This window comes from Pseudomonas sp. S3_E10 (genome assembly GCF_054667615.1).
The window spans coordinates 4121688-4147224 of record NZ_CP162743.1; the positions used below are offsets into that span (position 1 = coordinate 4121688).

At 60.7% G+C, this 25537-nt stretch carries 30 protein-coding genes and 2 pseudogenes; 11 read left to right on the forward strand and 21 right to left on the reverse strand.

Annotation, left to right across the window (positions count from 1 at the left end; genetic code table 11):
* The first annotated feature begins 27 nt into the window (after positions 1-27).
* Genes AB4N98_RS18875 through AB4N98_RS18885 form a run of 3 tightly spaced genes read left to right on the forward strand, consistent with a single transcriptional unit; the run spans position 28 to position 2676 of the window.
* Positions 28-834 (forward strand): 5-oxoprolinase subunit PxpA, encoded by an 807-nt coding sequence (locus AB4N98_RS18875; protein ID WP_065876707.1) that lies wholly within the window; start codon positions 28-30, stop codon positions 832-834.
* Complete coding sequence (locus AB4N98_RS18880) at positions 827-1705, forward strand: 5-oxoprolinase subunit B family protein (RefSeq protein WP_065876708.1); 879 nt, start codon at positions 827-829, stop codon at positions 1703-1705. The genes AB4N98_RS18875 and AB4N98_RS18880 overlap by 8 nt, the downstream gene beginning before the upstream one ends.
* Complete coding sequence (locus tag AB4N98_RS18885; protein ID WP_017529112.1) at positions 1702-2676, forward strand: 5-oxoprolinase subunit C family protein; 975 nt, start codon at positions 1702-1704, stop codon at positions 2674-2676. The genes AB4N98_RS18880 and AB4N98_RS18885 overlap by 4 nt, the downstream gene beginning before the upstream one ends.
* Before the next feature lie 60 nt (positions 2677-2736).
* On the opposite strand, the gene AB4N98_RS18890 is transcribed toward AB4N98_RS18885, so the two are convergent.
* From AB4N98_RS18890 to AB4N98_RS18900, 3 genes are all read right to left on the reverse strand, one after another.
* On the reverse strand, positions 2737-4353 hold the full coding sequence (locus tag AB4N98_RS18890; RefSeq protein WP_065876709.1) for an inorganic phosphate transporter: 1617 nt from the start codon (positions 4351-4353) through the stop codon (positions 2737-2739).
* Between the two features lie 157 nt (positions 4354-4510).
* A complete protein-coding gene (locus AB4N98_RS18895) occupies positions 4511-5530 on the reverse strand; it encodes a transporter (RefSeq protein WP_017529110.1) in 1020 nt (339 codons plus the stop codon).
* A 150-nt stretch (positions 5531-5680) separates the two neighbouring features.
* On the reverse strand, positions 5681-5995 hold the full coding sequence (locus AB4N98_RS18900) for a PepSY domain-containing protein (protein WP_065876710.1): 315 nt from the start codon (positions 5993-5995) through the stop codon (positions 5681-5683).
* Positions 5996-6147: 152 nt separating this feature from the next.
* Between AB4N98_RS18900 and AB4N98_RS18905 the strand changes: the two genes are divergently transcribed.
* On the forward strand, positions 6148-7011 hold the full coding sequence (locus tag AB4N98_RS18905) for a sterol desaturase family protein (protein WP_017529108.1): 864 nt from the start codon (positions 6148-6150) through the stop codon (positions 7009-7011).
* Here AB4N98_RS18905 and AB4N98_RS18910 read toward each other — a convergent pair.
* Positions 7003-7668, reverse strand: a complete 666-nt coding sequence (locus AB4N98_RS18910; RefSeq protein ID WP_017529107.1) for a helix-turn-helix domain-containing protein — start codon at positions 7666-7668, stop codon at positions 7003-7005. The genes AB4N98_RS18905 and AB4N98_RS18910 overlap by 9 nt on opposite strands.
* Entirely contained in the window at positions 7669-8796 is a 1128-nt protein-coding gene (locus tag AB4N98_RS18915) for a glycerophosphodiester phosphodiesterase family protein (RefSeq protein WP_116079190.1), read from the reverse strand.
* A gap of 233 nt (positions 8797-9029) precedes the next feature.
* Between AB4N98_RS18915 and AB4N98_RS18920 the strand changes: the two genes are divergently transcribed.
* Entirely contained in the window at positions 9030-9353 is a 324-nt protein-coding gene (locus AB4N98_RS18920) for a DUF2025 family protein (RefSeq protein ID WP_017529105.1), read from the forward strand.
* A 47-nt stretch (positions 9354-9400) separates the two neighbouring features.
* Here AB4N98_RS18920 and AB4N98_RS18925 read toward each other — a convergent pair whose 3' ends face one another.
* Together AB4N98_RS18925 and AB4N98_RS18930 are read right to left on the reverse strand one after the other, a co-directional pair.
* Positions 9401-9721 (reverse strand): antibiotic biosynthesis monooxygenase family protein, encoded by a 321-nt coding sequence (locus tag AB4N98_RS18925; RefSeq protein WP_460148861.1) that lies wholly within the window; start codon positions 9719-9721, stop codon positions 9401-9403.
* A complete protein-coding gene (locus AB4N98_RS18930; RefSeq protein ID WP_065876714.1) occupies positions 9718-10419 on the reverse strand; it encodes a CTP synthase C-terminal region-related (seleno)protein in 702 nt (233 codons plus the stop codon). Before AB4N98_RS18930 ends, AB4N98_RS18925 begins: the two co-directional genes overlap by 4 nt.
* A gap of 81 nt (positions 10420-10500) precedes the next feature.
* On the opposite strand from AB4N98_RS18930, the gene AB4N98_RS18935 reads away from it, so the two are divergent.
* The gene (locus AB4N98_RS18935; RefSeq protein WP_460149548.1) at positions 10501-11382 is read left to right on the forward strand and encodes a LysR family transcriptional regulator; all 882 of its coding nucleotides are present in this window, start codon (positions 10501-10503) and stop codon (positions 11380-11382) included.
* A gap of 31 nt (positions 11383-11413) precedes the next feature.
* Here the strand turns inward: AB4N98_RS18935 and AB4N98_RS18940 are convergent, their stop codons facing one another.
* From AB4N98_RS18940 to AB4N98_RS18960, 5 genes and pseudogenes are all read right to left on the reverse strand, one after another.
* Positions 11414-11932, reverse strand: a complete 519-nt coding sequence (locus tag AB4N98_RS18940) for a DUF1003 domain-containing protein (protein ID WP_017529101.1) — start codon at positions 11930-11932, stop codon at positions 11414-11416.
* Positions 11933-12013: 81 nt separating this feature from the next.
* Positions 12014-12448 carry a methyl-accepting chemotaxis protein gene (locus tag AB4N98_RS18945; RefSeq protein ID WP_371911864.1) on the reverse strand — a complete coding sequence of 145 codons (435 nt, stop codon included), beginning with the start codon at positions 12446-12448 and terminating at the stop codon, positions 12014-12016.
* Positions 12449-12613: 165 nt separating this feature from the next.
* Positions 12614-13681 (reverse strand): annotated as a pseudogene (locus tag AB4N98_RS18950) (PAS domain-containing protein); the annotation flags it as partial.
* Complete coding sequence (locus AB4N98_RS18955; protein ID WP_017529099.1) at positions 13593-14651, reverse strand: diguanylate cyclase; 1059 nt, start codon at positions 14649-14651, stop codon at positions 13593-13595. The gene AB4N98_RS18955 and the pseudogene AB4N98_RS18950, both read right to left, overlap by 89 nt.
* Positions 14652-14838: 187 nt before the next feature.
* Entirely contained in the window at positions 14839-15465 is a 627-nt protein-coding gene (locus AB4N98_RS18960; protein ID WP_017529098.1) for a TetR/AcrR family transcriptional regulator, read from the reverse strand.
* 123 nt (positions 15466-15588) lie between these two features.
* On the opposite strand from AB4N98_RS18960, the gene AB4N98_RS18965 reads away from it, so the two are divergent.
* Positions 15589-16635 (forward strand): MBL fold metallo-hydrolase, encoded by a 1047-nt coding sequence (locus tag AB4N98_RS18965; protein ID WP_068937296.1) that lies wholly within the window; start codon positions 15589-15591, stop codon positions 16633-16635.
* 106 nt (positions 16636-16741) lie between these two features.
* Positions 16742-17503, forward strand: coding sequence for a hypothetical protein (locus AB4N98_RS18970; RefSeq protein WP_223271441.1), 762 nt, complete (start codon positions 16742-16744; stop codon positions 17501-17503).
* An 83-nt stretch (positions 17504-17586) separates the two neighbouring features.
* On the opposite strand, the gene AB4N98_RS18975 is transcribed toward AB4N98_RS18970, so the two are convergent.
* The 8 genes and pseudogenes from AB4N98_RS18975 to AB4N98_RS19010 form a co-directional block, all read right to left on the reverse strand.
* Positions 17587-17874, reverse strand: a complete 288-nt coding sequence (locus AB4N98_RS18975; RefSeq protein WP_017529095.1) for a helix-turn-helix domain-containing protein — start codon at positions 17872-17874, stop codon at positions 17587-17589.
* 106 nt (positions 17875-17980) lie between these two features.
* Positions 17981-18928 (reverse strand): hypothetical protein, encoded by a 948-nt coding sequence (locus tag AB4N98_RS18980; RefSeq protein ID WP_065876718.1) that lies wholly within the window; start codon positions 18926-18928, stop codon positions 17981-17983.
* A gap of 115 nt (positions 18929-19043) precedes the next feature.
* Positions 19044-19691 carry an HAD-IB family hydrolase gene (locus AB4N98_RS18985; RefSeq protein ID WP_032883485.1) on the reverse strand — a complete coding sequence of 216 codons (648 nt, stop codon included), beginning with the start codon at positions 19689-19691 and terminating at the stop codon, positions 19044-19046.
* Positions 19692-19762: 71 nt separating this feature from the next.
* Positions 19763-19936 (reverse strand): annotated as a pseudogene (locus tag AB4N98_RS18990) (HNH endonuclease); the annotation flags it as partial.
* A 4-nt stretch (positions 19937-19940) separates the two neighbouring features.
* The gene (locus tag AB4N98_RS18995; RefSeq protein ID WP_017529092.1) at positions 19941-20450 is read right to left on the reverse strand and encodes a hypothetical protein; all 510 of its coding nucleotides are present in this window, start codon (positions 20448-20450) and stop codon (positions 19941-19943) included.
* A 76-nt stretch (positions 20451-20526) separates the two neighbouring features.
* Positions 20527-21777: a ribonucleotide-diphosphate reductase subunit beta gene (locus AB4N98_RS19000; protein ID WP_217855327.1), complete on the reverse strand. Its 1251-nt coding sequence runs from the start codon at positions 21775-21777 to the stop codon at positions 20527-20529.
* 458 nt (positions 21778-22235) lie between these two features.
* Positions 22236-22859, reverse strand: a complete 624-nt coding sequence (locus AB4N98_RS19005) for a LysR substrate-binding domain-containing protein (RefSeq protein ID WP_223271471.1) — start codon at positions 22857-22859, stop codon at positions 22236-22238.
* Positions 22769-23152: a LysR family transcriptional regulator gene (locus AB4N98_RS19010; protein WP_083221600.1), complete on the reverse strand. Its 384-nt coding sequence runs from the start codon at positions 23150-23152 to the stop codon at positions 22769-22771. Before AB4N98_RS19010 ends, AB4N98_RS19005 begins: the two co-directional genes overlap by 91 nt.
* A gap of 93 nt (positions 23153-23245) precedes the next feature.
* Between AB4N98_RS19010 and AB4N98_RS19015 the strand changes: the two genes are divergently transcribed.
* The 3 genes from AB4N98_RS19015 to AB4N98_RS19025 are packed head-to-tail and all read left to right on the forward strand — an operon-like array spanning position 23246 to position 24931.
* The gene (locus tag AB4N98_RS19015; protein WP_065876835.1) at positions 23246-23578 is read left to right on the forward strand and encodes a 3-isopropylmalate dehydratase small subunit; all 333 of its coding nucleotides are present in this window, start codon (positions 23246-23248) and stop codon (positions 23576-23578) included.
* A 7-nt stretch (positions 23579-23585) separates the two neighbouring features.
* A complete protein-coding gene (locus tag AB4N98_RS19020; RefSeq protein ID WP_206665936.1) occupies positions 23586-24605 on the forward strand; it encodes an aconitase family protein in 1020 nt (339 codons plus the stop codon).
* Positions 24491-24931 (forward strand): aconitase family protein, encoded by a 441-nt coding sequence (locus AB4N98_RS19025; RefSeq protein WP_218062381.1) that lies wholly within the window; start codon positions 24491-24493, stop codon positions 24929-24931. Before AB4N98_RS19020 ends, AB4N98_RS19025 begins: the two co-directional genes overlap by 115 nt.
* A gap of 66 nt (positions 24932-24997) precedes the next feature.
* Here AB4N98_RS19025 and AB4N98_RS19030 read toward each other — a convergent pair whose 3' ends face one another.
* Complete coding sequence (locus AB4N98_RS19030) at positions 24998-25267, reverse strand: DUF2790 domain-containing protein (RefSeq protein ID WP_017529408.1); 270 nt, start codon at positions 25265-25267, stop codon at positions 24998-25000.
* Between the last annotated feature and the right edge of the window lie 270 nt (positions 25268-25537).

Below are 25537 nucleotides of genomic sequence, written 5' to 3' on the forward strand. Positions count from 1 at the left end.
CAGCATTACCTTGGCGGAGCGACCTTGATGCAGGCAGTGGATTTCAACTCGGACATGGGCGAAGGCTTCGGCCCCTGGACCATCGGCGATGGTGTCGATGCAGAACTGATGGCCTATATCAGCTCGGCCAATATCGCCACCGGCTTCCATGCCGGCGACCCCGGCACCATGCGCCGTACCGTCGAACGCGCCAAGCAACTTGGCGTGGCCATCGGCGCGCACCCAGGCTTTCGCGACCTGGTGGGGTTTGGCCGCAGGCACATCAATGCGCCGGCCCAGGAATTGGTGGACGACATGCTCTACCAACTGGGCGCCCTGCGTGAAATTGCCCGTGCCCAGGGCGTCAGCCTGCAACACATCAAGCCCCACGGCGCGCTCTACATGCACTTGGCCCGCGACGAAGAAGCCGCGCGACTGCTGGTGCAAAACCTGCAAGTCGTCGAGCCGACGCTGCTGCTGTACTGCATGCCCAACTCGGTGATCTGGCAGGTGGCCAAGGAGCTTGGGCACCCGGTGGTGCGCGAATTTTATGCCGATCGTGAATATGATCTGAGCGGCTCCATTGTGTTTACCCGTAAGGTCCGGGCGTTGGACCCCGCAACGGTCGCGGCACGTGTGCTGCGGGCTTGCCAGACCGGGCTGGTGCGAACCGTGGAAGGCGAAGACCTGGTTATCGAGTTCGATTCGATCTGCCTGCACAGCGACACCCCCGGTGCGCTGGAACTGGTGGAAGCCACCCGCGAAGCGTTGGACCAAGCGGGGATTGCGGTGCGCAACGCGGCTTGTGTCATCGGGCAGGCCCGCTCATCCCACCCGAGGAACACCCATGGCTGAAACGTCGCCCATCCGCTACAGCTTCGGCGGTGATGAACACCTGTTTGCCGAGGTCAGCGACAGCATGTCGCTGGAGGCCTTTTTCAAGGGCATGGCCGTGACCCGCGCGGTGGAACGCCTGGCGCTGGACGGTGTGCTGGATGTGTGCCTGGCCAACGCCTCGTTCCAGGTCCGCTTCGACCCCGACCGCATCGCGCCTCATGTGCTGCTCGACGCCGTGCAAAGCGCCGAAGCCCAGGCCGTGGCCGAACGCCGTCTGCACACGCGCATCATCGAAATCCCGGTGCTCTACAACGACCCCTGGACCTTGGAGACCTTGATGCGTTTTCGCGACCGCCATCAAGACCCCAGCGGTACCGACCTGGAGTACGCCGCACGCATCAATGGCCTGGCCGATGTGGACGCGTTTATCGCCGCCCACAGCGGTGCGCCGTGGTTTGTGTCGATGGTCGGGTTTGTTGCGGGTCTGCCGTTCATGTTCCAGATGGTCGAGCGCGCGCGGCAATTGCAGGTGCCCAAGTACCTGCGCCCACGCACCGACACACCGAAACTCACCCTGGGGCACGGCGGTTGTTTCGGTTGTATCTACTCGGTGCGCGGCGCCGGCGGTTACCAGATGTTCGGCGTGACCCCGGCACCGATCTATGACCCGGCGCAGCAGTTGGCCTACCTCAAGGAACATATGGTGTTCTTCCGCCCCGGTGACATCGTGCAGTTCAAACCGATTGACCGCGAAGCCTACGACCGGGCCCTCGCCGAGGTGGACGCGGGACGTTTCGACCTGCGTATCCGCCCGGTGGAGTTTTCCCTCGATGCGTTCCTCGCCGACCCGATCGGTTATCCGAAAACCCTGCAGGAGGCGTTGGCATGATCAAAGTGCTCAAGCCCGGTCTCGCCACCTCCGTGCAGGACCTTGGGCGCGAAGGTTATTACCACTTGGGCATCCCGCCTTCGGGCGCGCTGGACCAATATGCGTTGAGCGCGGCCAACCATCTGGTGGGCAACCCACTCGGCGCGGCGGGCCTGGAGTGCACGTTGATCGGGCCTGAGTTGGCGTTCCGGCAGGATGCGTTAGTGGCGTTAAGCGGCGCGCTGATGTCGCCGCGTCTGGACGGTGAAGTGGTGCACCAGGACACCGCCTTTCACGTGCGCGCGGGGCAGGTATTGCGCTTCGAATTTCCCCAGGCCGGTGCGCGCACGTACCTTGCGGTGGCCGGTGGCATCGACGTGCCGCAGGTGCTCGGCAGCCGCTCCACTTATACCCTCGGCGCACTGGGTGGGTTTCACGGGCGGCGTTTGCAGGAGGGCGACGAACTGCCCATCGGCGTGGCGAGCGGGCAGGGCCGGGCGGGTAACAGCCTGCCGATGGCTTTGCGCCGCTCGGTGGGCGGCGACATTACCCTGCGCGTGGTGCCCGGTCTGTATTACGAACGCCTGATGGATACGGCCAAACACAGCTTTTTTGCCGAGCCGTGGACAGTCGGCTCCGAAGCCGACCGCATCGGTTATCGCTTCAAGGGCGGCAGCGCGTTGAGCTTCCAGCCACGGGAGCAGCCATTTGGTGCGGGCTCGGACCCTTCGAATATCGTCGACAGTTGCTACCCCATCGGCTCGATCCAGGTGCCGGCGGGGCTGGAACCGATCGTGTTGCATCGCGATGCGGTGTCGGGCGGCGGCTACGCAATGATCGGCACGGTGATCAGTGCCGACCTGGATTTGATCGGGCAGATGCAGCCGAACCAGCGGGCGGGGTTTGTGGCGGTGACGCTGGAGGAAGCGTTGGAGGCGCGGCGGGTGTACAAAAAACGGCTGAAGGCGATGGCTGCACTCTTTAGTCACTGACACCGCACGGTACTCATGTGGAAGGGAGCAAGCCCCCTTCCACATTCAAGCGATGGTGTGTCAGAAAAGCTTGGTGAACAGCCAGTAGAGGCTGCCCGACAGAAGAATCGCTGCCGGCAATGTCAACACCCAGGCCATCAACAGATTGCGGATGGTCCGCATCTGCAACCCACCGCCATTGGCCACCATGGTGCCCGCCACACCGGACGACAACACATGGGTGGTCGATACCGGCAACCCATACATATCCGCCGCGCCGATGGTCAGCATCGCCACGGTTTCCGCCGAGGCGCCCTGGGCGTAGGTCATGTGGGTCTTGCCGATTTTTTCGCCGACGGTGACCACGATGCGCTTCCAGCCGACCATGGTGCCCAGGCCCAATGCGATGGCCACGGCGATCTTGACCCACAGCGGAATAAAGCGCGTGGAGTTATCGATCTGTTGCTTGAACAGTTGCAGCTTGCCTTGGGTGTCGGCGTCAAAATTGCCGACTTTGCCCTTGTCCATCAAGCGGATGGTTTCGCTGGTCAGGTACATGTCGTTACGTACGTTACCCACCGCTTCGGCGGGGACCTTGGCCAGGGAGCCGTAGCCTTTTACCTCTTCGCCGATATGCCCGGTGAGGGCCGCCAGGGCCGGTACCAGTTGCGGGGTGGCTTCCTTGGTGCGCACGTAGGTCGACAGGATCGGCCGTGGGTCAGCCGCCAGTGCCTGCGGCGCGGTTTTCATCAAGGCCACCTGGGTGACTTCCGCCACCGCCGCAAACTGCAACGATTGCTCGGCCGGCATCGTGCGGTTCAGTGCGTAGGCCATCGGCAGGGTGCCGACCAGGATCAACATGATCAGCCCCATGCCTTTTTGCCCGTCGTTGGAACCGTGGGCGAACGACACACCGGTGCAGGTGGCGATCAGCATGCCGCGAATCCACCATGGCGGCGGGGTGTCACCTTTGGGGGCCTTGTACAGCGCGCGGTTTTTCACGAAGGCGCGCAGGGCCAGCAACAGCAATGCGGCAAACGCGAAGCCGATCAGTGGCGACAGGAGCAGCGCGTAACCGATCTTGATCGCCTGGCTCCAGTCCACACCGCTGGTGCCGTCACGCCCGTGCATCAGGGCATTGGCCACGCCCACGCCGATGATCGAACCGATCAGTGTATGGGACGACGACGCCGGCAGGCCCAGCCACCAGGTACCCAGGTTCCACAGGATCGCGGCGATCAGCAGCGCAAAAATCATTGCGAAGCCGGCCGAGGAGCCCACCTGCAAAATCAGCTCGACGGGCAGCAGGGCGATGATGCCGAAGGCCACCGCGCCGCTGGACAGCAGCACCCCGAGGAAATTGAAGAAACCCGACCACACCACCGCGAAATGCGGCGGCAGCGAGTTGGTGTAGATCACCGTCGCCACCGCGTTGGCGGTGTCGTGGAAGCCATTGACGAACTCAAAGCCGAGGGCGATCAGCAACGCCACGCCCAGCAGCAGGAACGGCGTCCAGGTGGTGACCACCGTGCCCAGCTCCCTCATGTCGTGCATCAGGCTGTAGGCGGTGAACAGCAGGCCCATGGCGAGCACGGCGAAGAAAATGATCACCGTCACCAGGCCGGGTTTCTTGTCCAGCCTGGGTTTGGGGTTGGCAGTCGAGGTGTGTGTGGAAGCAGTCAGGGAAGGGGTGGCCATGCCGGAGCATCCAGGTAATGAAGGATGTCGTTCATAGTCATTGCAGAATGTTACAGAGATGCTGCGATAAGTCACTGTTTGTGAAATTGGCTATGCCGCTCGTCTACAACACCCCGTAGAGCCCTGCGATCTACCCCTTCCCACAGCCGGTCGCCTTTCAATTCGAGAATTTGCGAAAGGCCCAGCGCCCCGCGATCAGCGTGAATGTCGCGACCAGCGCCACCAGAATCCAGAACCCCTCGGGGTCTTGTGAAAGCGGTACACCGCCCACGTTCATGCCAAAGAAACCGGCGATGATGTTGATCGGCAACGCCAGCACCGTGACCACCGTGAGGGTGAACAACGTGCGGTTGCTTTGCTCGTTGAGGTTGGCGGCGATCTCTTCCTGCAATAACTTGATTCGTTCGCCCAAGGCCGTCAGGTCGTTGATGACCAGCGCAAACTCCTCGGTAGATTTGCGCAGTTCCTTGACGTCTTCCTTTTGCAGCCATTGCGGTGGACGGTTGAGCAGGCGCAGCAGCGACCCCGGCTCCAGCGCCAGCAGGCGCTGCAGGCGCACCAGCACGCGGCGCGCGGCGCCCAGCTCAGCGCGGTTGGTGGACAGGCGCGAGGACAGCAACTGGTCTTCGATATGGTCGACGCTGAGGCTGGTCTTGCGCACGATCTGCGTGAGTACTTCGCCCTGGTCGCGCAGCAAATGCACCAGCAATTCCAGGGGCGAGCGAAAGCGCTCACCGGCCTTTACCGATGAGCGCAGTTTGTCCACCGAGTGCAGCGGTTGCAGGCGCGCGCTGACCAGCAGGCGGCTGCGGGCGCATACCCACAGCGTGGAAATGTCCGACGAAACCAAACTGCTGAAGTTGAACACCACGTCGTTGACCACCGCCAACAAGGCCGAGTCGACGTGCTCGATCCGCGTGGAGCGCGAGCCCTCGTGCAGGGCTTCGAAGAACTCTTCGGGCAATTGCAGGTGCGTCTGCATCCAGCGCTCACAGGCGGCGTGGGCCAGGTTCAGGTGCAGCCACAAAAACTCTTCGGGGTCTTGAGGGCTTGTCAGCGCCGCCAGCGCAGCGGCTGAATCAATCTGTTCCGCCTTTTCACCTGGGCGAAAACGAAAACCGTAAAGCAAGCCAAACAGATCGGAGTCCTGATGGCTGTGGTCAATGCTGTGGTTCATGGAGGCTCGCAGAGAAAGCGCCTGTAGGACGTTTCACAGGATCGCGTAGGCGAATCATTGCAAGGCGGTATGACGGTTATGTGACGGTTTAGCGGCGCCCATAAAAAAACCGCGCCACCCGAAGGTGGCGCGGTTTTACAGCGGGGTGACTCAAGTGTCTTGCTTGTTTTCGAGTACGGCGCCGGTCTTGGCGTCGAGCTTGACTTCAAACTTCTTGCCCGCCGTGTCAGTCAGGTCGACTTCGTACACATATTCATTGGCTACACCGTGTTTGGTGTCCAGTTCGGTATCGGTAATCGTCGCCCCTGGGTGGGTGGCTACGGCGGCTGCGTTGAGTTTGTCGAACTGCATGACGGCGCCGGATTTGACCAAGCCTTCGATGTGGTCCGGACGAACATCAGCCTGGGCCAGGCCGGCAGTCAGAGTCAGGGCCGCGGCGGCGAACAAAGTGGTCATGGTTTTCATGGTGTGTCCTTCTGGGGGTGAGCTGTTTAAGTGGGATCAGGTTATCCCGCGCAACTTAATTCACGCTTAATTATGTCAAGTGGTTGCGCAGTTTGTTCAATCCACCCGCCGCCGACACTTTCATGCTGGGGCTCACTTGGAAGGAGACTCGGATGAAACGGTTAATGAGCTGGATCTATGCACCGGCGTTTATGACGGGATTTATCGGTTGGGCCATCGCGCAGCCAAATGGGCTGGTGCTGGTGTTTGCCACGGCGGTAGGGGTGTCATTTTTCATGGAGCAGTGGTTGCCCTATGAGCCGCAGTGGAATCGCAGCCTGGGGGACCGGCGGCGCGATACGCTCCACGCGTTGGTCAACGAAAGCCTGAATGCCGTGGGCCTGCTGATGCTGCCGGGGCTGACTGCGCTGTTGGCGTTCGAAAGCATCTGGCCGCGTGGTTGGCCGTTGTGGGAGCAACTGCTGATGGCCATCGTACTCGCCGACGCAGGCATTACCTTGATGCATTACGCCAGCCACCGCATCGCGCCGCTGTGGCGTTTGCATGCGGTGCACCACAGCGTGCAGCGGCTCTACGGGTTCAACGGTTTGATGAAGCACCCGTTACACCAGATGCTGGAAGCGACTGCCGGCTTGCTGCCGCTGATCCTGCTGGGCATCCCGCTGGAGGTGGCGCAGCTGTTGGCCCTGGCTATTGCCGTTCAACTGTTGCTGCAGCATTCCAATGTGGATATGCGCCTGGGGCCGCTGCGCTGGGTGTTCGCCTGGGCACCCGTGCATCGGTTTCATCACATGAAGTACGGCCGCGCCGGGGATGTCAATTTCGGCCTGTTTTTCAACCTCTGGGACTGGCTGCTGGGCACGGCGTTTTATCGCGACCGCTATCGCATGGGGCCGGGGGATCTGGGCATTGGCAGTCGCCCGGATTTTCCAGTGGCCTATGGGGCGCAGTTGCGTGATCCGTTCCTGCCCGTTTGCGTGCGCAAGGAGCCGCCGCTGCCGGAAGAGTTACGCTAGAAATTGCACGTTCAGTTGGCGCAGCGATGCGGCGGCCGTTACGCCGAACAACTGCTTCATGGTCCGCGAGAAGTGCGCCGAATCGGCAAAGCCTGCGGCATGGGCAGCCTCGGTCAACGTACTACCGGCGAGCGCCAATCCCAGGGCGACGCGCAATCGTCGCCACACCACCAGGCGGCGCACCGGCAAACCCAACTGATGGGTGAACAGGCGTTCCAACTGGCTCAGTGACAAATGTGCCACCTCGGCCAAAGCCTGGGCCGACACCTTGCCGCCGAGCTGTTGGTCCAAGGTGTCGAGGGCGCGCTCCAGGCGTGGATCACCGAGGCTGCGCCGGGGCAGTTGGTGCAGGGCGTCCAGTGACAGGTCGGCGCCGGTCAACAGCTGTTGCAAAGGGGCGGTATCAAATACGGCGGGTTCGGCGTACAGCACCCGCACCTCACCCTCGCTGTCGAGAATGGCATGGGTTTTTCGCGAAGGGATAAACAAGCGCTGGGCCACGGTGATCTGGCCATTGAGGCGGACCGTGATGGCGCCGCCGGGGCAGAACATCAACTGATGGGCGTAGTGCGCATGGGGCGCGGTACGCCCCAGCTCGCCGAGGATCAAGCCGTAGTCGCGCCCCAGCCACAGGCGGCCTGACCATGGGGCCGTCACTCAGTATTTATAGTCGTTGAGCAAATCCTGCACGCTCGATGACGGCCAGCGCTTGTAGAACTTCAGCAGTTCGGCGGCGCGGTTGGTGAAGATGCCATCGACGCCGGCCTTCATGACTTTTTCGAAGTCCACCGGCTCATCCACGGTGTACACATGCACCAGCAGGCCTTTGTCGTGGGTCAGCTGGTTCATTTCAGGCTTGACCAGGTCGGTGTAGCTCTGGTCGCCATGATCGGTCAGCTCGGCCGACGGGCCGGTGCCGATGGCGCCGAGGCTCTTGGCTTCGTCGACCCATTTTTCGAACTCGGCGGCGTCCTTCGGCTCTTGTTTGGCGTAGTAGGCGGCCTTGGTGGGTTCGCCGGACTCGGCGAAGGTCTGCTTGGATTTGGGTTCGATGCTGCCTTCACCGACCCACAACAGCAGGATTTTCGGGGTGTTGGGCATTTCTTTTTGCAGCTCTTTGAGGCTGGCGGTTTCGAAGGTTTGCAGCACCACGCGGCCCTTGCCCTGGCCGACGCCGGTGTTGCTCTTGCCCAGCTTGGAACCGGCGGAACTCAACCAGCCTTTATCCAGCAGTTTGTTTTTCAGGTCGGCTTCGATTCCAGGAAATTGCTTGGGCTCTTTGGTTTCGATGTACAGGCCGGGTTTGTGCTGCGGGTTGCCTTCGGCGATCTTGATGATGTCGTCCAGGCTCAGGATCTTCAGGCCGACGAAACCGGGGCGTGCGCGGTCCGGGTAAGCCGCGTTGAACCAGCTGCCGGCGTCGAGGGTTTGCAGCTCTTTCCAGGTGAATTCGTTGGCCGGCGCGTCTTTGCGCTCAGGGAACTTGGTGGCCACGTCGGTGGTGCGCTGCAGGTTGTTGTCGTGCAGGGCGAACAGCACGCCGTCCTTGCTGCGCTGCAAGTCCAGCTCCAGATAGTCGGCGCCCAGGTCACGCGCGACCTTGTAGGCTGCGGCGGTGGATTCAGGCGCGTCGTACGAGGCGCCACGGTGGGCGATCACGGCGGGGTACGGGATGCCTTCGTTAGTTGCCAATTCAGCCGGGCTGATCGGGTCGGCAGCCTGCGCCTGGCCAAGGCCGAGCATCAGAGCCAGCAGCAAGGCGCTCTTGGTAAACGTGACAGGCATATGCGAAGTCCTTTCGTGGAGGTAGCTTTGAGATGGCCTCCTTTTTAACAATTGATTGCGAAAGGCGCTATCACCAAACCGACATTAACGTGCGCCCGCGCCAATTTTTTCGGTTTTTTTTGCCAGGCATTGCAGTACTCTTGTTCGCAGCCGCCCCGTCAGAGGGCAGTACTTTCCGCCACGCGTGTAAACCATCTTTCCAGTCCATGTAGGACTTTTCAGTGAGGTTTACCATGCGCATCACCTCCGAGCTTATCTGCCAGGCCGCCGACCAACTTAACGGGTTTGTGGGCCTTAACCGCAAGACCGGCCAATACATCGTGCGTTTCAGCGAAGACTCCTTCGGCATGGACGTTGCCGACGACGGCATCATCCCCACCGCCGAATTCGTCTGGTTGCCGGCCCCCGGGCAAACCATGACCCTGTCGCGCGAGCGCATCCGGTTGCTGCTGGACCAGAACATCGACGACCGCATCAACATCACCGAGCCGCTGCGTGTGTACATGCGCCGGGTAGAGATCCCGCAGATCAGCGCGTTGCGCAGTCTTGTGAGCTAGGTTTGCGCGTTGCCCGCAGGGTTTTGCAGTGTGTTATCGACTGCCTTTCAATGCGCGAATCCATAGTCTCGTTCCACCTTGCACACCCGCGTATGAAACGCCGCGTACCAGGTGGAGCGTCCTCTCTCACGCACGGCGCGGTGCTCGGCCTGCTGCTTCCAGGCCAGGATCGCGGCTTTGCTGCTCCAGTACGACACGGTAATCCCCAGCCCATCTTCTCGTGCCGATTCCACCCCGAGGAAGCCTGGTTGTTCCCGCGCCAGTTCCAGCATGCGGCCGGCCGCCTCAACGTAACCGTGGTCACCGTCGGTGAGCAGTGAGCTGAAAATCACTGCGTAGTAGGGCGGGGCGGGCGTCTTGGCGATCATGCCGTTTGCGCCTGGCAAGCCTTGAGCAAGGCCAGCGCCAAGGGTGGTGTGCGACCCTTGAGCGCCGCGCGTTCGGGTTGGAACAGGGTGGCGACGAAGAACGGATGGTCCAGCGACTCGATGGCGCGCAGGTCGCCTGCCGAATCGTGGCCGCTGGCTATCAAGTCACGTGCGAGCAACGCCGCGGCAAAATCAGGGTTGATGCCATAGCGACAGCGGTAGCCTTCCTCAACCTCAAGCGTGTCGTAGGCCTCGGCGATGCGTGTGTAAGGCGCCAAGCGTATGGTGTCGCGCGCTTCCACCAAGGCGCAGCTCAGGGGCGTGATCACCGCGCGCTTGGCATCCGGAGCCAGTTCACCATGTTCGGCGTCGGCCCAGCCCAGTACGTTGCGGGCATATTCCAGCACCGCATGTTGAAAACCGCCGCAGGTGCCGAGGAACGGTCGCCGTTGTTCGCGGGCAAAACGGATCGCGCGCAGTGCGGCTTCGGTGTCGCGATAGGGGCTGGCGGGCACGCACCAGAAACCGTCGAAGTCGTGCAGGGAGTGCGTGAGCGTATCGGTGTCGAGCCAGTGGGCGTTAACTGTCACGCCCAAGTTGGCGGCAGCCTGTTGCAGCGCCAGGGGGATGGCCTGGTGGGCGATCACCTCAGGGTTGTAGTCACCGATCAGGGCAAGGCTCAGAGGGCGGGTTGTCATCGTAGGCGTTCCATGGCTTGTGGTGGGGCTGGGGTGCACTATAGATTGGCGCTCACGCAATCAATATTGGCGTTTACCCATATGCTCAATGCGGCCACGCACTATTCAATCGATTATACCGACCTGTCGCTGATCCTCGCCCTGGTGCGCGGCGGCAGCCTGGCACGCGCGGCGGCGTTGCTGCGCGTGGATGTGTCCACGGTGTTCCGCGCGGTGCGGCGCCTGGAGGCGGCGCTGGGCCAGACGCTGTTTGAAAAAAGCCGCGCGGGTTACTTGCCGACCAGCCTGGCCAGCACCCTGGCGCAGCAGGCCGAGCGCGCCGAGCAGGCGTTGGAGGCCGCGCGCATTGGCGTGGAGCAGGGCGGCGAAGTGATCAGCGGCACGGTGCGCCTGACATGTACCGACTCGGTACTGCAAGGCCTGCTGCTGCCTGCGCTGGCGCAGTTTATGCCGCAGTATCCCGCGCTCACTCTGGAGTTGAGCACCTCCAATGATTTCGCCAACCTCAGCCGTCGTGATGCGGATATCGCCCTACGCTTGACTAGGACGCCACCGGAGCATCTTGTAGGGCGCTGCCTCGGTACTGTGTCGTACGTCGTGTGTGCCAATCCCGACTATGCCCGGTGCCATGCCGGTCGGGAGTTGGCCGAGTTGGCCTGGATCGCACCGGATGATTTCCTGCCCGACCACCCCACCGTCGCCTGGCGCCGCGAACACCTGCCAGGCGTGCGCCCCAGCTATCGTTGCAACAGCATGTTGTCGGTCACCGAACTGGTGAAGGCCGGGCTCGGCGTGGCGGCGTTGCCCGACTTTTTATTGGATGACGCCCTGCAACCGCTGGGGCCGGCATTGGCAGGGCACGACACTGCGCTGTGGTTGCTCACGCGCCCCGACTGCCGGGCGTTACGCTCGGTGGTGACGTTGTTTGACGAGCTGGGACGGCACGTGCGCTTGAATAAATGAACGTTTGGGGCGAACTGCACCGACCTTGGCTTCAGGTTTTTCTCACGAAGTGCTCATGCATTTCACACGTCAGGGTTTCGATGTGTTCCGTCAGTTGCTTGGTCATTTCTGTCAGCCGGGTGTTTTGTTCGAGCAGTTCCAGCAGTTGTCTGGTGGTCTGCGCGGCCTGGGCCTGGCGTTCGGTATTGGCGATGGCCAGGGCTTCGCGGTGTTGCGCGTCGGCGTCTGACTGGGCTTTATCCCGTGCGGCTTGCCGGGTCTGGGCCAGCAGAATCAGCGGTGCGGCATAGGCTGACTGCAGGCTGAAGGCCAGGTTGAGCAGGATGAACGGGTACACGTCGAAGTGGGTGATGCCGGTGGCGTTCAATGCCACCCACAGCACCACGATGGCGGTTTGCGCGCCGAGGAAGGTCGGCGTGCCAAAGAAGCGCGCGAACGCTTCAGCCTTGAGCGCAAAGGTGTCGTTGCCAAAGGTGGGCGCCAAGTGCGCGTGGGCACGATGGAAGCGCAGGTGGTCGACGGGGGCTGTGTCGGGCTTTTCTGAGTGCATGGCGGGCTCGGGTCATCGTTAAGACAGGGGGTGACTATAGCCCTGGCGATCTGTCTTACGCATGAATAACCCGTAGCCTGCTTAGCGCCCGGCGCGCTCGTTGGCAAACGCACTCACCGCCTGCACCGCCTCGCTGGTGCCCTCGCGGATCTGCAGGATGACCGTGCCGGCTCGGTTGGCCAGGTCCACGGCTTGAGCGGCGCGGTCGCGGGTGCCGTCCATGCTCTCGATGGCCTGGCGGGTTTCGTCCTGGATCATCGCGATCATGCTGGAAATTTCCGCCGTTGAGCCACTGGTGCGTGCCGCCAATTGCCGGACTTCGTCGGCCACCACGGCAAATCCGCGGCCTTGCTCACCCGCGCGGGCTGCTTCGATGGCTGCGTTGAGGGCCAGCAGGTTGGTCTGCTCGGCGATGCCGCGAATGGTGTTGACGATGGTGGTGATCTGCTGCGAACGCTCGCCCAGCTTGGCGATCAGGTGCGAAGAGTCGTCGATGTCGGCGGCGATGTCGCGCATGCCGTTGGCGCTTTGCTGGATCACCTCGGCGCCTTTTTCGGCGATGTCCCGGGTACTCAGGGAAATGTGATACGCCTGGGCCGCGCTGGCCGCATCGGCCGCGTGTTGTTGCACGCTCGCGGTCACGTCCGAGGCGAACTTGACCACTTTGCACAGCTGGCCGCTGGCGTCATACACCGGGTTGTAGTTGGCTTCGAGCCAGACGGTCTGGCCGTTTTTGTCCACGCGTTCGAACTGGCCGCTGAACAGTTCGCCCTGGTTCAAACGTTTCCAGAATTCTTTGTAGGCCGCACTGTTGGCCAGTTGCGCCGGGCAGAACAGGCGATGATGCTGGCCCTGGATCTGCGCCAGGCTGTAGCCCATGCGCTGCAGGAAGTTCGCATTGGCCGTGATGATGGTGCCGTCGAGGTTGAATTCGATCACCGCCATTGCCCGGCCGATAGCCGCCAATTTGGCATTGGCTTCGCTCTCGGCCTGCAGGCGGTGTGTGACGTCCATGGCGTACTTGACCACCTTGATCACTTGGCCTGCCTCATCACGTACCGGGTTGTAGCTTGCCTCCAGCCACACCGACTGCCCCTTGTCGCCCACGCGTTCGTACGTACCGGCCTGAAATTGGCCGCTGCGCAGGTTCGACCACAACTGCTGGTACTCGGCGCTACGGGCGAACGCGGGGGGACACAACAGACGGTGGGGCTGGCCCACGATCTGCTCGGCGCGGTAGCCCATGGTTTTGAGGAAATTGTCATTGGCCCGCAACACGTGGCCCTGCAGGTCGAATTCGATCACCGCCATGGAGCACTCGATGGCGTTCAGCAGGCTGGCCTGTTGCGCGAGGGTGTGGTGCAAGAGGCTGATGGTTTTTTTATGGGCGTTGAATAACATGTTCGGGGGCTCGTACAGGCAGACGTGAGGTATCCATGAATGTGCGCCTGTCCCCGTAAGGCATTCTGCCTTACGGTTGACCTGCTCATTGTCAGTGTCCTGTTTCTGACAGCGGGGGGGAACAAGGGGCTCAGAGTGGTCAGCGTGACAAGAAGTTCGCCCCAGGGGCAGGACCTTTTTTGGGTAGGCGACCAGTGGCGGCATTGTGCTATCGCTCAGCCGGCCTGACGGGAGAATCAGACGAGGTGCGTAAGGCCTTTCAACTGCAGTGAGCGACCTTTTTCTCACTGAGGTTGACCCGGTTGCGCCCGGTGTCCTTGGCGGCATACAGCGCCCGGTCCGCCGCATTCAGCCACATCGCGGCGTCGGTGAAGGAAGGATGGAAATCTGCCAGGCCGATGCTCAGGCTCACGCGCAGTTCGGGGATATGCGCGGGACGGTAGTTGCTGAATTTTTCGCGCATGCGCTCCATGATTCGCGCCGCTTCCTCCTGATGCATCTGCGGAAGAATCACACAGAATTCATCGCCGCCATAACGTCCCGCCAAGTCGTTATTCCCCAGGTTGCGCCGGAGCTCCAGGCTCAGTTGGCGCAGCACGGCGTCGCCGACGATATGGCCGTGGGTATCGTTGATCTGCTTGAAGTGGTCGATATCGATCAGCGCGATGGTGGCGTGGCTTTGTTGCTGCCGGCACTTGTGGAACGTGAGGTGCAGCAGGTCTTTCCATGAGCCGTGATTGAGCAGGCCGGTGAGGCTGTCGATGCGGCTTAACGCGCTGAGGGTGCGTTTGTGTGCCGACAGGTTGATCGCCAATTGATAGCAGACCATGCCGATGGCCATCGGGTAGAGGGTCAGCATCGGCAGGCAGGCATAAACTTGCACCAAACCGACGCTGGGGTTGAAGTGCAAGCCAAACAGCAGCACGGCCACCCCGGCGCCGAACAGTTGGGCCAGTGCGCCGCGAATCAACAGGCGTTTGCCGCCGGCGGCCACGTTGTTCATGGACACCATCGACAGCAGGGTGACGCTGGTTAACGGTGTGAACTGCAGCGTCGCGACCCAGAACCCACTGAACAAGGCGTCATACACCAGGTTGCGCTGTTCGCCGTCATAGGGAACCTTGGAATGGGCCGCCCACTGATACGCCAGGTGAGGCCAGACCACGCCATTGAACAGCAGTAATGCCCAGACCCAGCCAGGCATGGCCAACGGATACAGGGCTGCAATCACGCCGATGCTGCACATGGCCGCGCCGATGATCCTTGGCCTGTAGATGCGTCTGGCAAACGAAAGCCCTTTGCCTTGTCTGTTTTCCATAGATTCCCGGTTCAGCTGCTTGACCTGCACGGCGATGCACGCTCGGTGGATTAACCGTTGATCGGATAAGCGCGGTGAATATTGTGGGGACTCGCAGGGGAATAATCAGTGTCCTTCCAGGCCATTTGCGCAGAGCAGAGGGCGAAAGCGTCAAAAACGACCTGGAATGTCGCGCCTGCAACACCTTTTATGGGCGGCGCGGGGCAGTGACTTCGTAGCCGGCCAGGAACAGGTCGATGGCCGACTCGATGACATTGGCCTGGCTGGCAGTGTCGAGGATGGGTTGGCCGAGGGTGATCTGGGGCCAGAAAGCGAAGGCTTTGAGCAGGCTTTGGATCTGGTGGGCGGCAAACGCCGGGTCGGTGCAGCAGAGGCGGCCGTCTTCCTGGGCGGCACGTACCCATTGGGTGAAACCTTCTTCGCGCTGGCTCAGGCGGTTGACCATGTCTTGCGCGCGGTCCGGCGAATGAATGGTCGCAGCGATGGCGACGCGGGCCAGGTCGAGGAAATTGGCATCCGACATCATCTTCATCTTGGCCTCCAGCAACCCGCGCAATTGTTCGCGCAGCGGGCGTTCGCTGGCGTAGCTGACATCGAGTTGCGCGACGCTGCTGGCCCAGAGTTGGTGCAGGATTTCGGCGAACAACTCTTCCTTGCTGGGGAAGTGGTTGTACACGGTGCGTTTGGAAACCCCGGCGGTGGCGGCGATTTTGTCCATGCTGGTGACCTCGAAACCGTTCTCGCGAAACTCGGCGATGGCCGCTGCCACGATGGCTTGGCGTTTACGGTCGGTGAGGCGCTGAGGGGCAGTCATGGGTGGCGTTCGGCTCTTGAAGTAAAATTACACTCGGTAGTTTACTTGCTAACGGTTTTGTTGCAATCTTGAAACTACACTGTGCAGTGTAGTTTAGCTGCGGACCGTAGGAGTCACTCTGCAATGGCCACCGTCTCACCCCGCATCGACCCTTCCTCCACCGCCGTGCAGGGCAAATCGCATTTCAGTAACGCCCCCCCTGTGCCGCACGGTGGCTTCGGCAAAACCTTGCGTATCTTTTGGAACATGCTGTTCAACAAACCGCGTACCACGCGGCCGGTAGGGGCGATTCCGGTGCAACCGTTGTCCCGCGACCAATTGCTGGCCGCACCCGATCACAGCGTGTTTCGCCTTGGGCATTCCACCGTATTACTCAAGATGCGCGGTAAGTTCTGGGTGACCGACCCGGTATTCGCCGAACGCGCCTCGCCATTCAGTTGGGCCGGCCCCAAGCGCTTTCACCAGCCACCGATCAGTCTGGATGAGCTGCCTGAGCTGGAAGCGGTGATTCTTTCCCACAACCACTACGATCATCTTGACCGCAAGGCTGTCATCCAACTGGCCGCCAAGACCCGTTATTTTCTTGCGCCGCTGGGCGTGGGTGACCTTCTGGTCAAGTGGGGCGTGGCGGCCGACAAGGTGCGCCAGCTGGATTGGTGGCAGGGCACCGAGGTGCAGGGCATTCGTTTCGTGGCGACGCCGGCGCAGCATTTTTCCGGGCGCGGGCTGTTTGATGCCAACCAGACGCTGTGGTGTTCCTGGGTGATGGTCGACGGCGCGCGGCGGATCTTTTTCAGCGGTGACACCGGTTATTTCGACGGCTTCAAGCGGATCGGCGAACAGTACGGCCCATTTGACCTGACGCTGATGGAAACCGGGGCCTACAACGTCGACTGGCCACACGTGCACATGCAGCCGGAGCAAACCCTGCAGGCGCACATCGACCTCAAAGGGCGTTGGCTGCTGCCGATTCACAACGGCACCTTCGACCTGGCTTTCCATGCCTGGCACGAACCGTTCGACCGCATCATGGCGCTGGCGTGGGAGCGCAATGTGTCGATTACCACGCCGCCGATGGGGCGCGCGTTCAGTTTGAATCACCCTGAGCGTGGGTATGCATGGTGGTTGGAGGTGGAAACTCAGGATGCGCAACAGCCCCTCGTGAGCTGATGAGGGGGGATCGGAAAAAGGAGTTTTCAAGCTGTTTCAGGACTGCGACACGTGCCCATGAAGGGTGCGATGATCCCCGAAAATGAGTGTTCAGGGGGCAGATCTGATGGAAGGCAAGTGTAAGAAATATGGGTGGCCGGGCATGGGTTGTCAGGTCGGAGCGTGGGGGCCCGCGCTCACGGAATCCACCGGCCTGGCGACGGCAACCTGCCATTCCGCCGTCGAACCCGCGAGCCCGCCCAGCATTGCGTTTGGTGGTGTTCCCTTGCCTCAGGTGCATGCCGACAGCCGCGTCCCGATCCCGGGTTATGACGCACCGGCACTTCCCATAAAGCCCATGCGGGATCCCTCGTTGTCGCTGATCGCCTTGAGCGGTGTCGACCCAAGGGAGCCAGTCATGGTGGCGGTGCCGCCGGTGCAAGACAGTTGCACGTTTACGACCGTCTACGGGTTGTCCGGCAAACGCATAGGGTTTGCCGACTGCTACGGGAGTGGCCCTGATCAAACGTCTATCGCACACCGGCCGCCCTTCACGCGGGCGCTGGAAACCCTGTGTCGGGCCGGGGTAAAGCTGGTTCCGGTACCGGCACGACGGGTTGATGCAAGCCTCCAGTTCAACCTGCACACCCACAATGAAATCGACGAACTGGTGAACGAGTATCGGCTGGATGCCCTGGTATCCGACAGCCAGAGTGCCGCGTTCCATGAGGCGTGTTGGGCTGGGTATCCACGGTTTGGCGAGCCACTCGAGGGCGGCACTACGGTGTGGTTCTACGGTGCGCGATGGTCGAGGGAATCACTGGCCGTGGTGGTGCAGGGGTATCGCAGCGTGCGTTTGAACAACCCCACGCCTGACCCTGGGCACTGAAACCAATGGCTCCATCATTGTGCCCGCGGTGTTCCAACGCCGTGGAGCGAACCCCGCCAAAGTAGGCGTCAAACCTGGGGGGTTTAGCCTGCGCACCTGGCGTCGGCCCTCATTCCCCACCCCGGCGCAAACCCTGGAAAAAATACCAGCCCTTCTGCTTCCAGCCGAAACGCCAGGGCCAGACGGGTTTTGTCATCCACCTCGCCCAGGCCTTCAAACTGTTGAACCGATTCGACCGCGACGCCCGCGTGACGGGCCAGGTCTTCGCGGCTCCAGCCCAGCATGAGCCGGGCCTGTGCGCTATGTTTGGCGGTGAATTGGTGCAGGACGATCTGCTGTTCTACAAAAGAGCTCATTGCCAGAGAGGACATCGGGTTTCTCCAGGGTTCGACGGGGAGGGCAAACTATACTGTGTTTTTGTACAGTTGTTTCGACCGCTCATCAACTGGTTTTTTTTGATGGCTTTTCAGCCTCCCTCTATTCGACCCTCGGCGCCTCCCGAATAATCAGGTGGTCCAGGTTCTCGATATTCGCGCTGAACACCCCGAACGTCTGCTCGGGGTTCTTCTTGCTCGGCACCTGTTTCAGCTCGGGCGTCACTCCATAAAAGAAGCAATACAGCGACCGCTCACTGCTCGCAGCGGCTTTGATCTGCTCCAGGAATGCGGTGCGCTTGCGGTAGTTGTCGATGAGTTTTTTGCTCAGGTAGACGTTCACCGAATACGGCTTCTTGTCGTGCCATACCTTCTTTTCGAAGTCGATGCGAAAGCTGCTGGTGTAATCCTTGATCGCTTTGATCTTGCCCCAGTAGATCAAGCCCTTGTTGTCTTGCAGGTATTCGATTTTCTTGAAAAAAGCCCAATAGGTCGCCGTGTGATCACCGATCTTCAGCGGCATGCGCTTGAGCGTATCCTTGTCGTCGATATTGGACACGTAGCATTCCACCGGGTGGGCGAATACGCTGGTTTTATCCGGGGTATGGTCGCTGGCGCCGTGGGATGGGGTTGCTTGAGGTGACGGCACCTTTGTGTGGGCTTGTGGGAGGCTTCCTTCGGTACCGGCGGGTGCGGGTTTGCGTGGGTACTGACGCCGCGTCAGCACCCATTCCGACGGGAAGTTGTCCTCGCGCTCGTCGTCATTTTCACCCGCAGCGGCCTTGTGCGTACTGGCATAGCGGCAGCCTTCGATATGCCGGGTGCTGGTTTTGTTCTTGAAATGCGGCGTGCGCACATAATTGACGTTTTTCGCGTTGAAGGTGCCCAGTGCATTGCCCGTATCGAACGCCCCACGGCAGGCGTCGTTGGGGCAGAGGAAGCTATCCTGTTCGGAGTCGTAGGCTGCGGTTTCATCGAAATTCAGCTCTCGGACGTCGTAGATCGACAGCTTGTCATCGAGGCTCAGGCTGTAGGCCGTATCGAATTTCATGGGGCTTGGGTCCGGGAGAAGTTTCGCTGGATATTACGCAGATATCGGTCATTGCAGCGATCGAATGTACAGGCTTACGGCCCCCAGCGAAGCTACCGCCAACCCCGCCACCGCATTAGCGCTGCAACCGAGCCCGCTTTTTCTTCTTCGCATGAAAATGCCGAAAATGCGCGTCCTGCGCCGCCGCCAGCAACTCCCGGTCCCCGCGCGTATCGCCCCAGGCCCTGAGCCGGTACTCCCCCAGGTCGCCATACACCGCTTCGAGCCGCAGCACCTTGTTCTCACAGCGGCAATTATTCCCGGTGAGCTTGCCGGTCAACACCCCATCCACCACCTCAAGCTCAGTGCCGATCAAGCGGATGCCAAGCCGATCGGCAAACGGCTGCAACACCAACGCCGGCGACGCCGAACACAGCGTCACCACCGCCCCCGAGCCCAACTCCTGCTCCACCGACAACACCCCCGCCGGGCGCATCAACCGCGCCCAATTGCGCTGGCAATACTCCTCGGCCTTCTGCTGCACCCACGTCTTCTCCACCCCCGTCATAAAGGTGCGGATCAACTGCGCCTTCAACTCATCCCGGCTGATCTGCCGCACCAAAAAGCGCAGCCCCGGCACCGCCAGCTTGACCATCCGGCCATAAAACTCGCCGGGGCCAAAGGCAAACTTGAGGAAGGGCACAAAACTGTCGTGGTGGGTGAGGGTGCCGTCGAAGTCAAAGACGGAAAGTACTTTGGCATCAACGGGGCCGGCTTCGAGCATGTCTGGGTTCACGGGTTGGCCTCGGTCCTATCTAATAGTTTTGAACGTGCATCAGCTGTGACAGCAGGAGTCTACTCCCGTGCCAATCTTCCGATTTTGGCGTAAAGCCCTTCGGTGAAAGCCTCCCGATCACTCGACCGGTGACAACGCTGATGGCAATTGGGGCACAAGGCTACAGCATTGGTGATGCGATCCGAACCCTTCTGGGCCAGGTGCTTGACGTGATGTACTTCAAGGAATGGCAAACGTTTATGGGTAGTCCATTTGTTCCAGCCGTTCAAGGGCCTTGTCCAACGCAGTTTGTTGCACGCACAACCGACAGCGCAGGTCGTCAAGCTGTTCTCTCCGCTGTGCTATCGATAGCTTCGTGGGGTTATCCAATAGCCGCTGCGCATGCTGTTGGATCATCGCGATGTGGTTGTAAACCAGCCTCACGGCAGCCTTTGCAGAGTGTTTGTCCGCTTTGGCTAGATGCTGGGCTTTCAATAGGATGCCGCTTGCAATCAAACTTCCGCCGGCAGCTGCGATGGTGTAGCTGACAAGTGCGGCGGCCAGCTTAAGGTCGCTAAAGTACTTAGCGACTTCGGCGTTATCGGCGGCTTCTTGCAAACTGTAGGAAAGGTATCCGCCGGCGAGGGCCAGGACAAAACCCATGACGCAGAGAACGAACGGTTTTCTGAAGACAAACCCACCGAGAAACATCCAGGTAGCCAGTCCGATTGACGCGATTATGATTAGGGTGGCGTAGAGCATTTCCATGTGCTGATTGGACCTTCTAACTTCCATATATAAAAAAAGAGCCGCCCATGGGCGGCTCTATCTGGTGTTTGTAACTTCAATCCCAGCTCAGCGCGCCGCCAGTCTGGTACTCGATCACGCGGGTTTCGAAGAAATTCTTCTCTTTCTTCAAATCCATAATCTCGCTCATCCACGGGAACGGGTTGGTCGTGCCTGGATACTCTTCCTTCAGCCCAATCTGCGACAAACGACGATTCGCGATGAACTTGAGATAATCCTCCATCATCGCCGCATTCATCCCCAGCACCCCACGCGGCATGGTGTCACGCGCATATTCGATCTCCAGCTGAGTCCCTTGCAGGATCATCTGGGTCGCTTCTTCCTTCATCTCGGCATCCCACAAATGCGGGTTTTCGATTTTGATCTGGTTGATCACGTCGATACCGAAGTTCAGGTGCATCGACTCATCGCGCAGGATGTACTGGAACTGCTCGGCCACGCCGGTCATTTTGTTGCGGCGGCCCATGGAGAGGATCTGGGTGAAGCCGCAGTAGAAGAAGATGCCTTCCAGTACGCAGTAGTAGGCGACCAGGTTGCGCAGCAGTTCTTTGTCGGTGTCGACGGTGCCGGTTTCGAACTTGGGGTCGGAGATCGAGCGGGTGTATTTCAGGCCCCACGCGGCCTTTTTAGCCACCGATGGGATCTCGTGGTACATGTTGAAGATCTCGCCTTCATCCATGGCCAGCGATTCGATGCAGTACTGGTAGGCGTGGGTGTGGATCGCTTCTTCGAAGGCCTGGCGCAGGATGTACTGGCGGCACTCCGGGTTGGTGATCAGGCGGTACACGGCCAGCACCAGGTTGTTGGCGACCAGGGAATCGGCGGTGGAGAAGAAGCCCAGGTTGCGCATGACGATGCGGCGTTCGTCGTCGGTGAGGCCTTCGGGGTTTTTCCACAGGGCGATGTCGGCGGTCATGTTGACCTCTTGCGGCATCCAGTGGTTGGCGCAGCCGTCGAGGTACTTCTGCCAGGCCCAGTCGTACTTGAAGGGCACGAGTTGGTTGAGGTCGGCGCGGCAGTTGATCATGCGTTTTTCGTCAACGGCGACGCGGGCGGAGGCGCCTTCGAGTTCGGCGAGGCCTTCGGCGACGTCGAGTTTGTCCAGGGCAGCCTTGGCGCGGATGATGGCGGCGGAGTCGTTGGCGGTGACGGCGCGGGCTTCGACGGCGGCAGCGGCGCCGGCACCGTCGAGGCGGTCCATGTTGGCTTCGGTGGCGTGGCCGGCGTTGGCGCCTTTAGCGGCTACTTCGCCTTCTTCTTCTTTGTCGAATTCGTCCCAGCTCAGCATGACGTGTCGTCTCCTGCGTGAGGGCTCAAAGGTGCCCGTGTGAAACCGCGTGGTTGGGTGTTCACACGGCCCTGAGGCCGCGGTGGATCTTAAGGAATCGTTTGTTGCAGCAGCTCGCGCAGGCATTAAACGGAATAGGGTTACGGGTACTCTGCGTGAGGCTTGAGGTGCGGAGCGGTGCGCGCTTGCTCCAGCGGAGGCCTCAGGTCTGGCTCTTCGTCCCAATGTAATGGGATATTGCAGGCCCGATTTACCCGCGCATTATAGGGAAAAAATCGGCGCTGTGTTGCGGCGGATGGTCTCGGCGCGCGCACAAAATGAAGACTTTTTTACCCGGAGTGCGGGTTTACAGGGGTTGGCGGGGTAGGAATTTTTTGACGGACGGTGACGAGATTTCAGTGGGCATTTGCCGCATGCAGGCGCCAGCCCTGTAAATCGGGCAGTTGGCGGGGTAGGGCTCAATGTGCAGGGCCGGGTATTTGAGCGCGCAGAAACTGCAGCAGGCTTCTGCATGCCGCCGATTGATACGGCGTGGGCCGGGTGATGATGTGAAAGCGCCTGGACGCCCAACTGTCGCTCAACCCGATGCTGACCAGCCCCGGCCCGTCGGTGTAGCTGACCGCTTTGCGGGGAATGACGGCGATACCCATGTGTGCCTGGATCATCCAGCACACCGCATCGAAGCTCTTTACATGCACGTCGTACTGGATCGTTTGGCTGTCGCTGCGGGCCGCGTGGTCCAGCATTCGGTACAGCGGGCTGTCCGTGTGCAGGGCGATATGGCGGAACGACAGGCTGTCTGAAAAGGCGATCACGCGATGCTGGCACAACGGGTGGCCCATCGGCACCATCAGCACCAGTTCGTCCCAGTGGTAATCATGCACCTGCAGCCCGCGCTCTACCGCGTCGCACAGGCCCGTGCCAATACCCAGGTCATGTTGATTGCCGAGCACCGATTCCAGGACCTCTTCGCTGGTCTGTTCCTCCAGTGCTATTTCAATACCGGGGTACTCCGTACGGAAGGCGCGAAGGTCGTGGGGCAGGAACTGAATGATGCTGGAGCGGTTCGCGCCGATCCTGATATGCCGCGTCGGCCCTTGGCGAAGCCGGACATCTGCGCGCTCATCTGCAATAAGTCATCGACGACCCGCGTTGCGTGTTCAAACAGGCACTGGCCGGCAGGCGTGGCGGTGATGCCTTTTTTGTGCCGATAGAACAAGGGGGTGCCAACGGCTTCTTCCAGTTCCGCAATGCGTTTGCTCACCGCCGAGGCCACCCTGTTTTCTCGTTCCGCGGCGCGCGCAATGCTGCCCAATTCGCAGGCGGCAATGAAGAGCTTCAAGGAGGTGGGGTCAAATCGCCAGATTGATTGCATGGAGCACCGCTATTTGGTGATGGGTGTGCTGAGCAATGATCACTACCGTTAAACGGGTCGAAGTTTAGTCTCGCTCTCAAAAGGAGAGGGCATATGGCTAAAACACCCCTGCGCTTTGAAGGACGCATCCTGTTTTTATCCAGCCACTGCGAGGCCGTTCGTGCCCAGCTCCAGGGGCACGACATCACGCTGACCGCTGCGCTGCCACTGCGTGATGATATTTCCACCGATGAAATCACGCCCGTGGTCGTCATGATGACCTATGACGCGCGGCTGGGTGAGTTTCCCTACGTGGGCTTCAAGGTTGAAGGCGTGTGCCCGATCGGCAATTTTGCGGTTCAGGCGGGCGGGTTCACGGTCACGGTGACAGGCAAGCGTTATGGCAAGGGATCTTCGCGCGAATCCAGCCCACTTGCCGTCGCGTGATGGCAACGTGTTCAACCCGCTCCCGAGCAGCCGGCCTCTCACGTTGGTCGAAAAGATCATCGAGCGTCGTCGCCTCGGGCCTGATAAGGCGGTGGCGAAAGGGGATGGCGTATTTATCTCGGCGGACTGGCGTTTTAGCCACGATTACTTCACCGGGATGTGCGCGCACTTGATGCACGACGCTTTTGGTGACGATGTGGCGCTGGTGCGTGCCCATGAAATTATTGCTTTTCAAGACCATCTCATCCTGGCCAGCCAGAGTGTGGCCCATGTGCGAGACAACCTGCTCGCTGCGGTCGGTGGGCTGGCCAGCGCCCATCACGCGTTTGTACGGCGCTACCCGGTGATCGAGCACGGCGCATTGCAAGACAGGCCTGGCTCGGAGGGTATCTGTCACGCCTTGATGACCGAGAAGTACGCGATGCCCGGCCAGGTCGTCGTCGGTACCGACTCACATTCCCCGCACTCCGGCGCGCTGGGCTGCCTGGCCTTCGGGGCCGGCGCCACCGACATTGCCAACAGTTGGGCCACGGGTTACATCCGTTGCCGGGTGCCCGAGATCATCCGTGTCGAGCTCAATGGCCGGCTTGTGCCGGGGGTTACCGCCAAGGACGTGGTACTGCAGTTGCTGAGCCTGGCATTCATTCGTCAGGGCCATGGGATTGGCGCGGTGTTCGAGTACACCGGCGAAGCGGTGCGGGCCATGTCCATTGATGAGCGGGCCACGTTGACCAATATGGTGGCGGAGCTGGGCGGGTTCACCGGTATCGTGCAGCCCGACCAGAAAACTGTCGATTTCATCCTTGAGCGCCGGGGCGTGGCTATTGAATTGGAAGGGTGGTTATTCAGCGATGCGCAGGCCGAGTACAAAGAGCGGTTGGCGATCGACTGTTCGCGCCTGAGGCCCAGGGCTTGTCCCTGCATGAGCGCACCCGGCTCTACCTGCAATATGGCACGCTGGCAGTTCGCGACTACTGCATCGAAAAGGGCTACCTGGCCACCTTCGAGCGCCTGGGCGTCGAAATGATCATGCCCGGGTGTGGCGCCTGCGCGAACTGTGGGCCGGGGTCATCCACGCGCGCGGACCAAGTAACGGTGAGTGCGATCAACCGCAGCATTGCTATCGCCGGGGGGATTGCCGCCGTGAATACGGTGGGGCAGCTCAGTGGGATGGTCGCGCCGTTGCTGGTGGGCTACATCAACGATGTAAGCGGCAACACCTACCTTGGCATGTTGGCGCTGGCACCGTTCTGCCTGATATGCACAGGCGTGGTGTACTGGGGGTTGCCGGATGATCGCACCACAGGCAAGCCTGCTCGTCGGTTTATGAACGTCGCGCGGCTGGGGCGATAAAAGAGGCTGGGCCTTTGCCGCAAGAACGATTTCTTGCGGCGAGCAAGCATTCAACTTGAAAACTCATTACCCGTTGGAGCAACCATTGCCCATCACGTGATAATTAAGAATATGCCGTTGGCCGTGCGAGTCTTCATATTCCATCTTCACCGGTACAACTTCGCAGACTTCCGGGATATTACTCATGGACACTACTTTGGCGACATCCAAGTGCGTGCTGTAGGTGTAGTCCTCAACAATCGGGGCGTTCTGGCCGGCCAGCTCGGTCGGGGCTTCGTCGGCCAAGACGGTGGTGGCAAACAGGCTGCTGAGGGCCATTGCTACTAGAACTTTCATTTCTTTACTTACCTTCTTTGGGGCGAAAGGGGTCACGGGGCCCTTGTGAGGCCGCGTGCGTAACTTGAAGTTTGGGAGTTCGGATTAACGTTGCCTTCGTGGGGGCTGTTGCGGTGTTAATCAGATTGCCTTGTTGGCGGAGTTGATTTTAGGCGTGGGGGTTATATTCATATACCCGTGGTTTTGATAAACACTTTTAGCGGTTTTTGTAACAATCCCGTGTTAAAGGTTTTTTCACAAACCGTCGAAGCGCCGCAGGCCGCGGGCCAG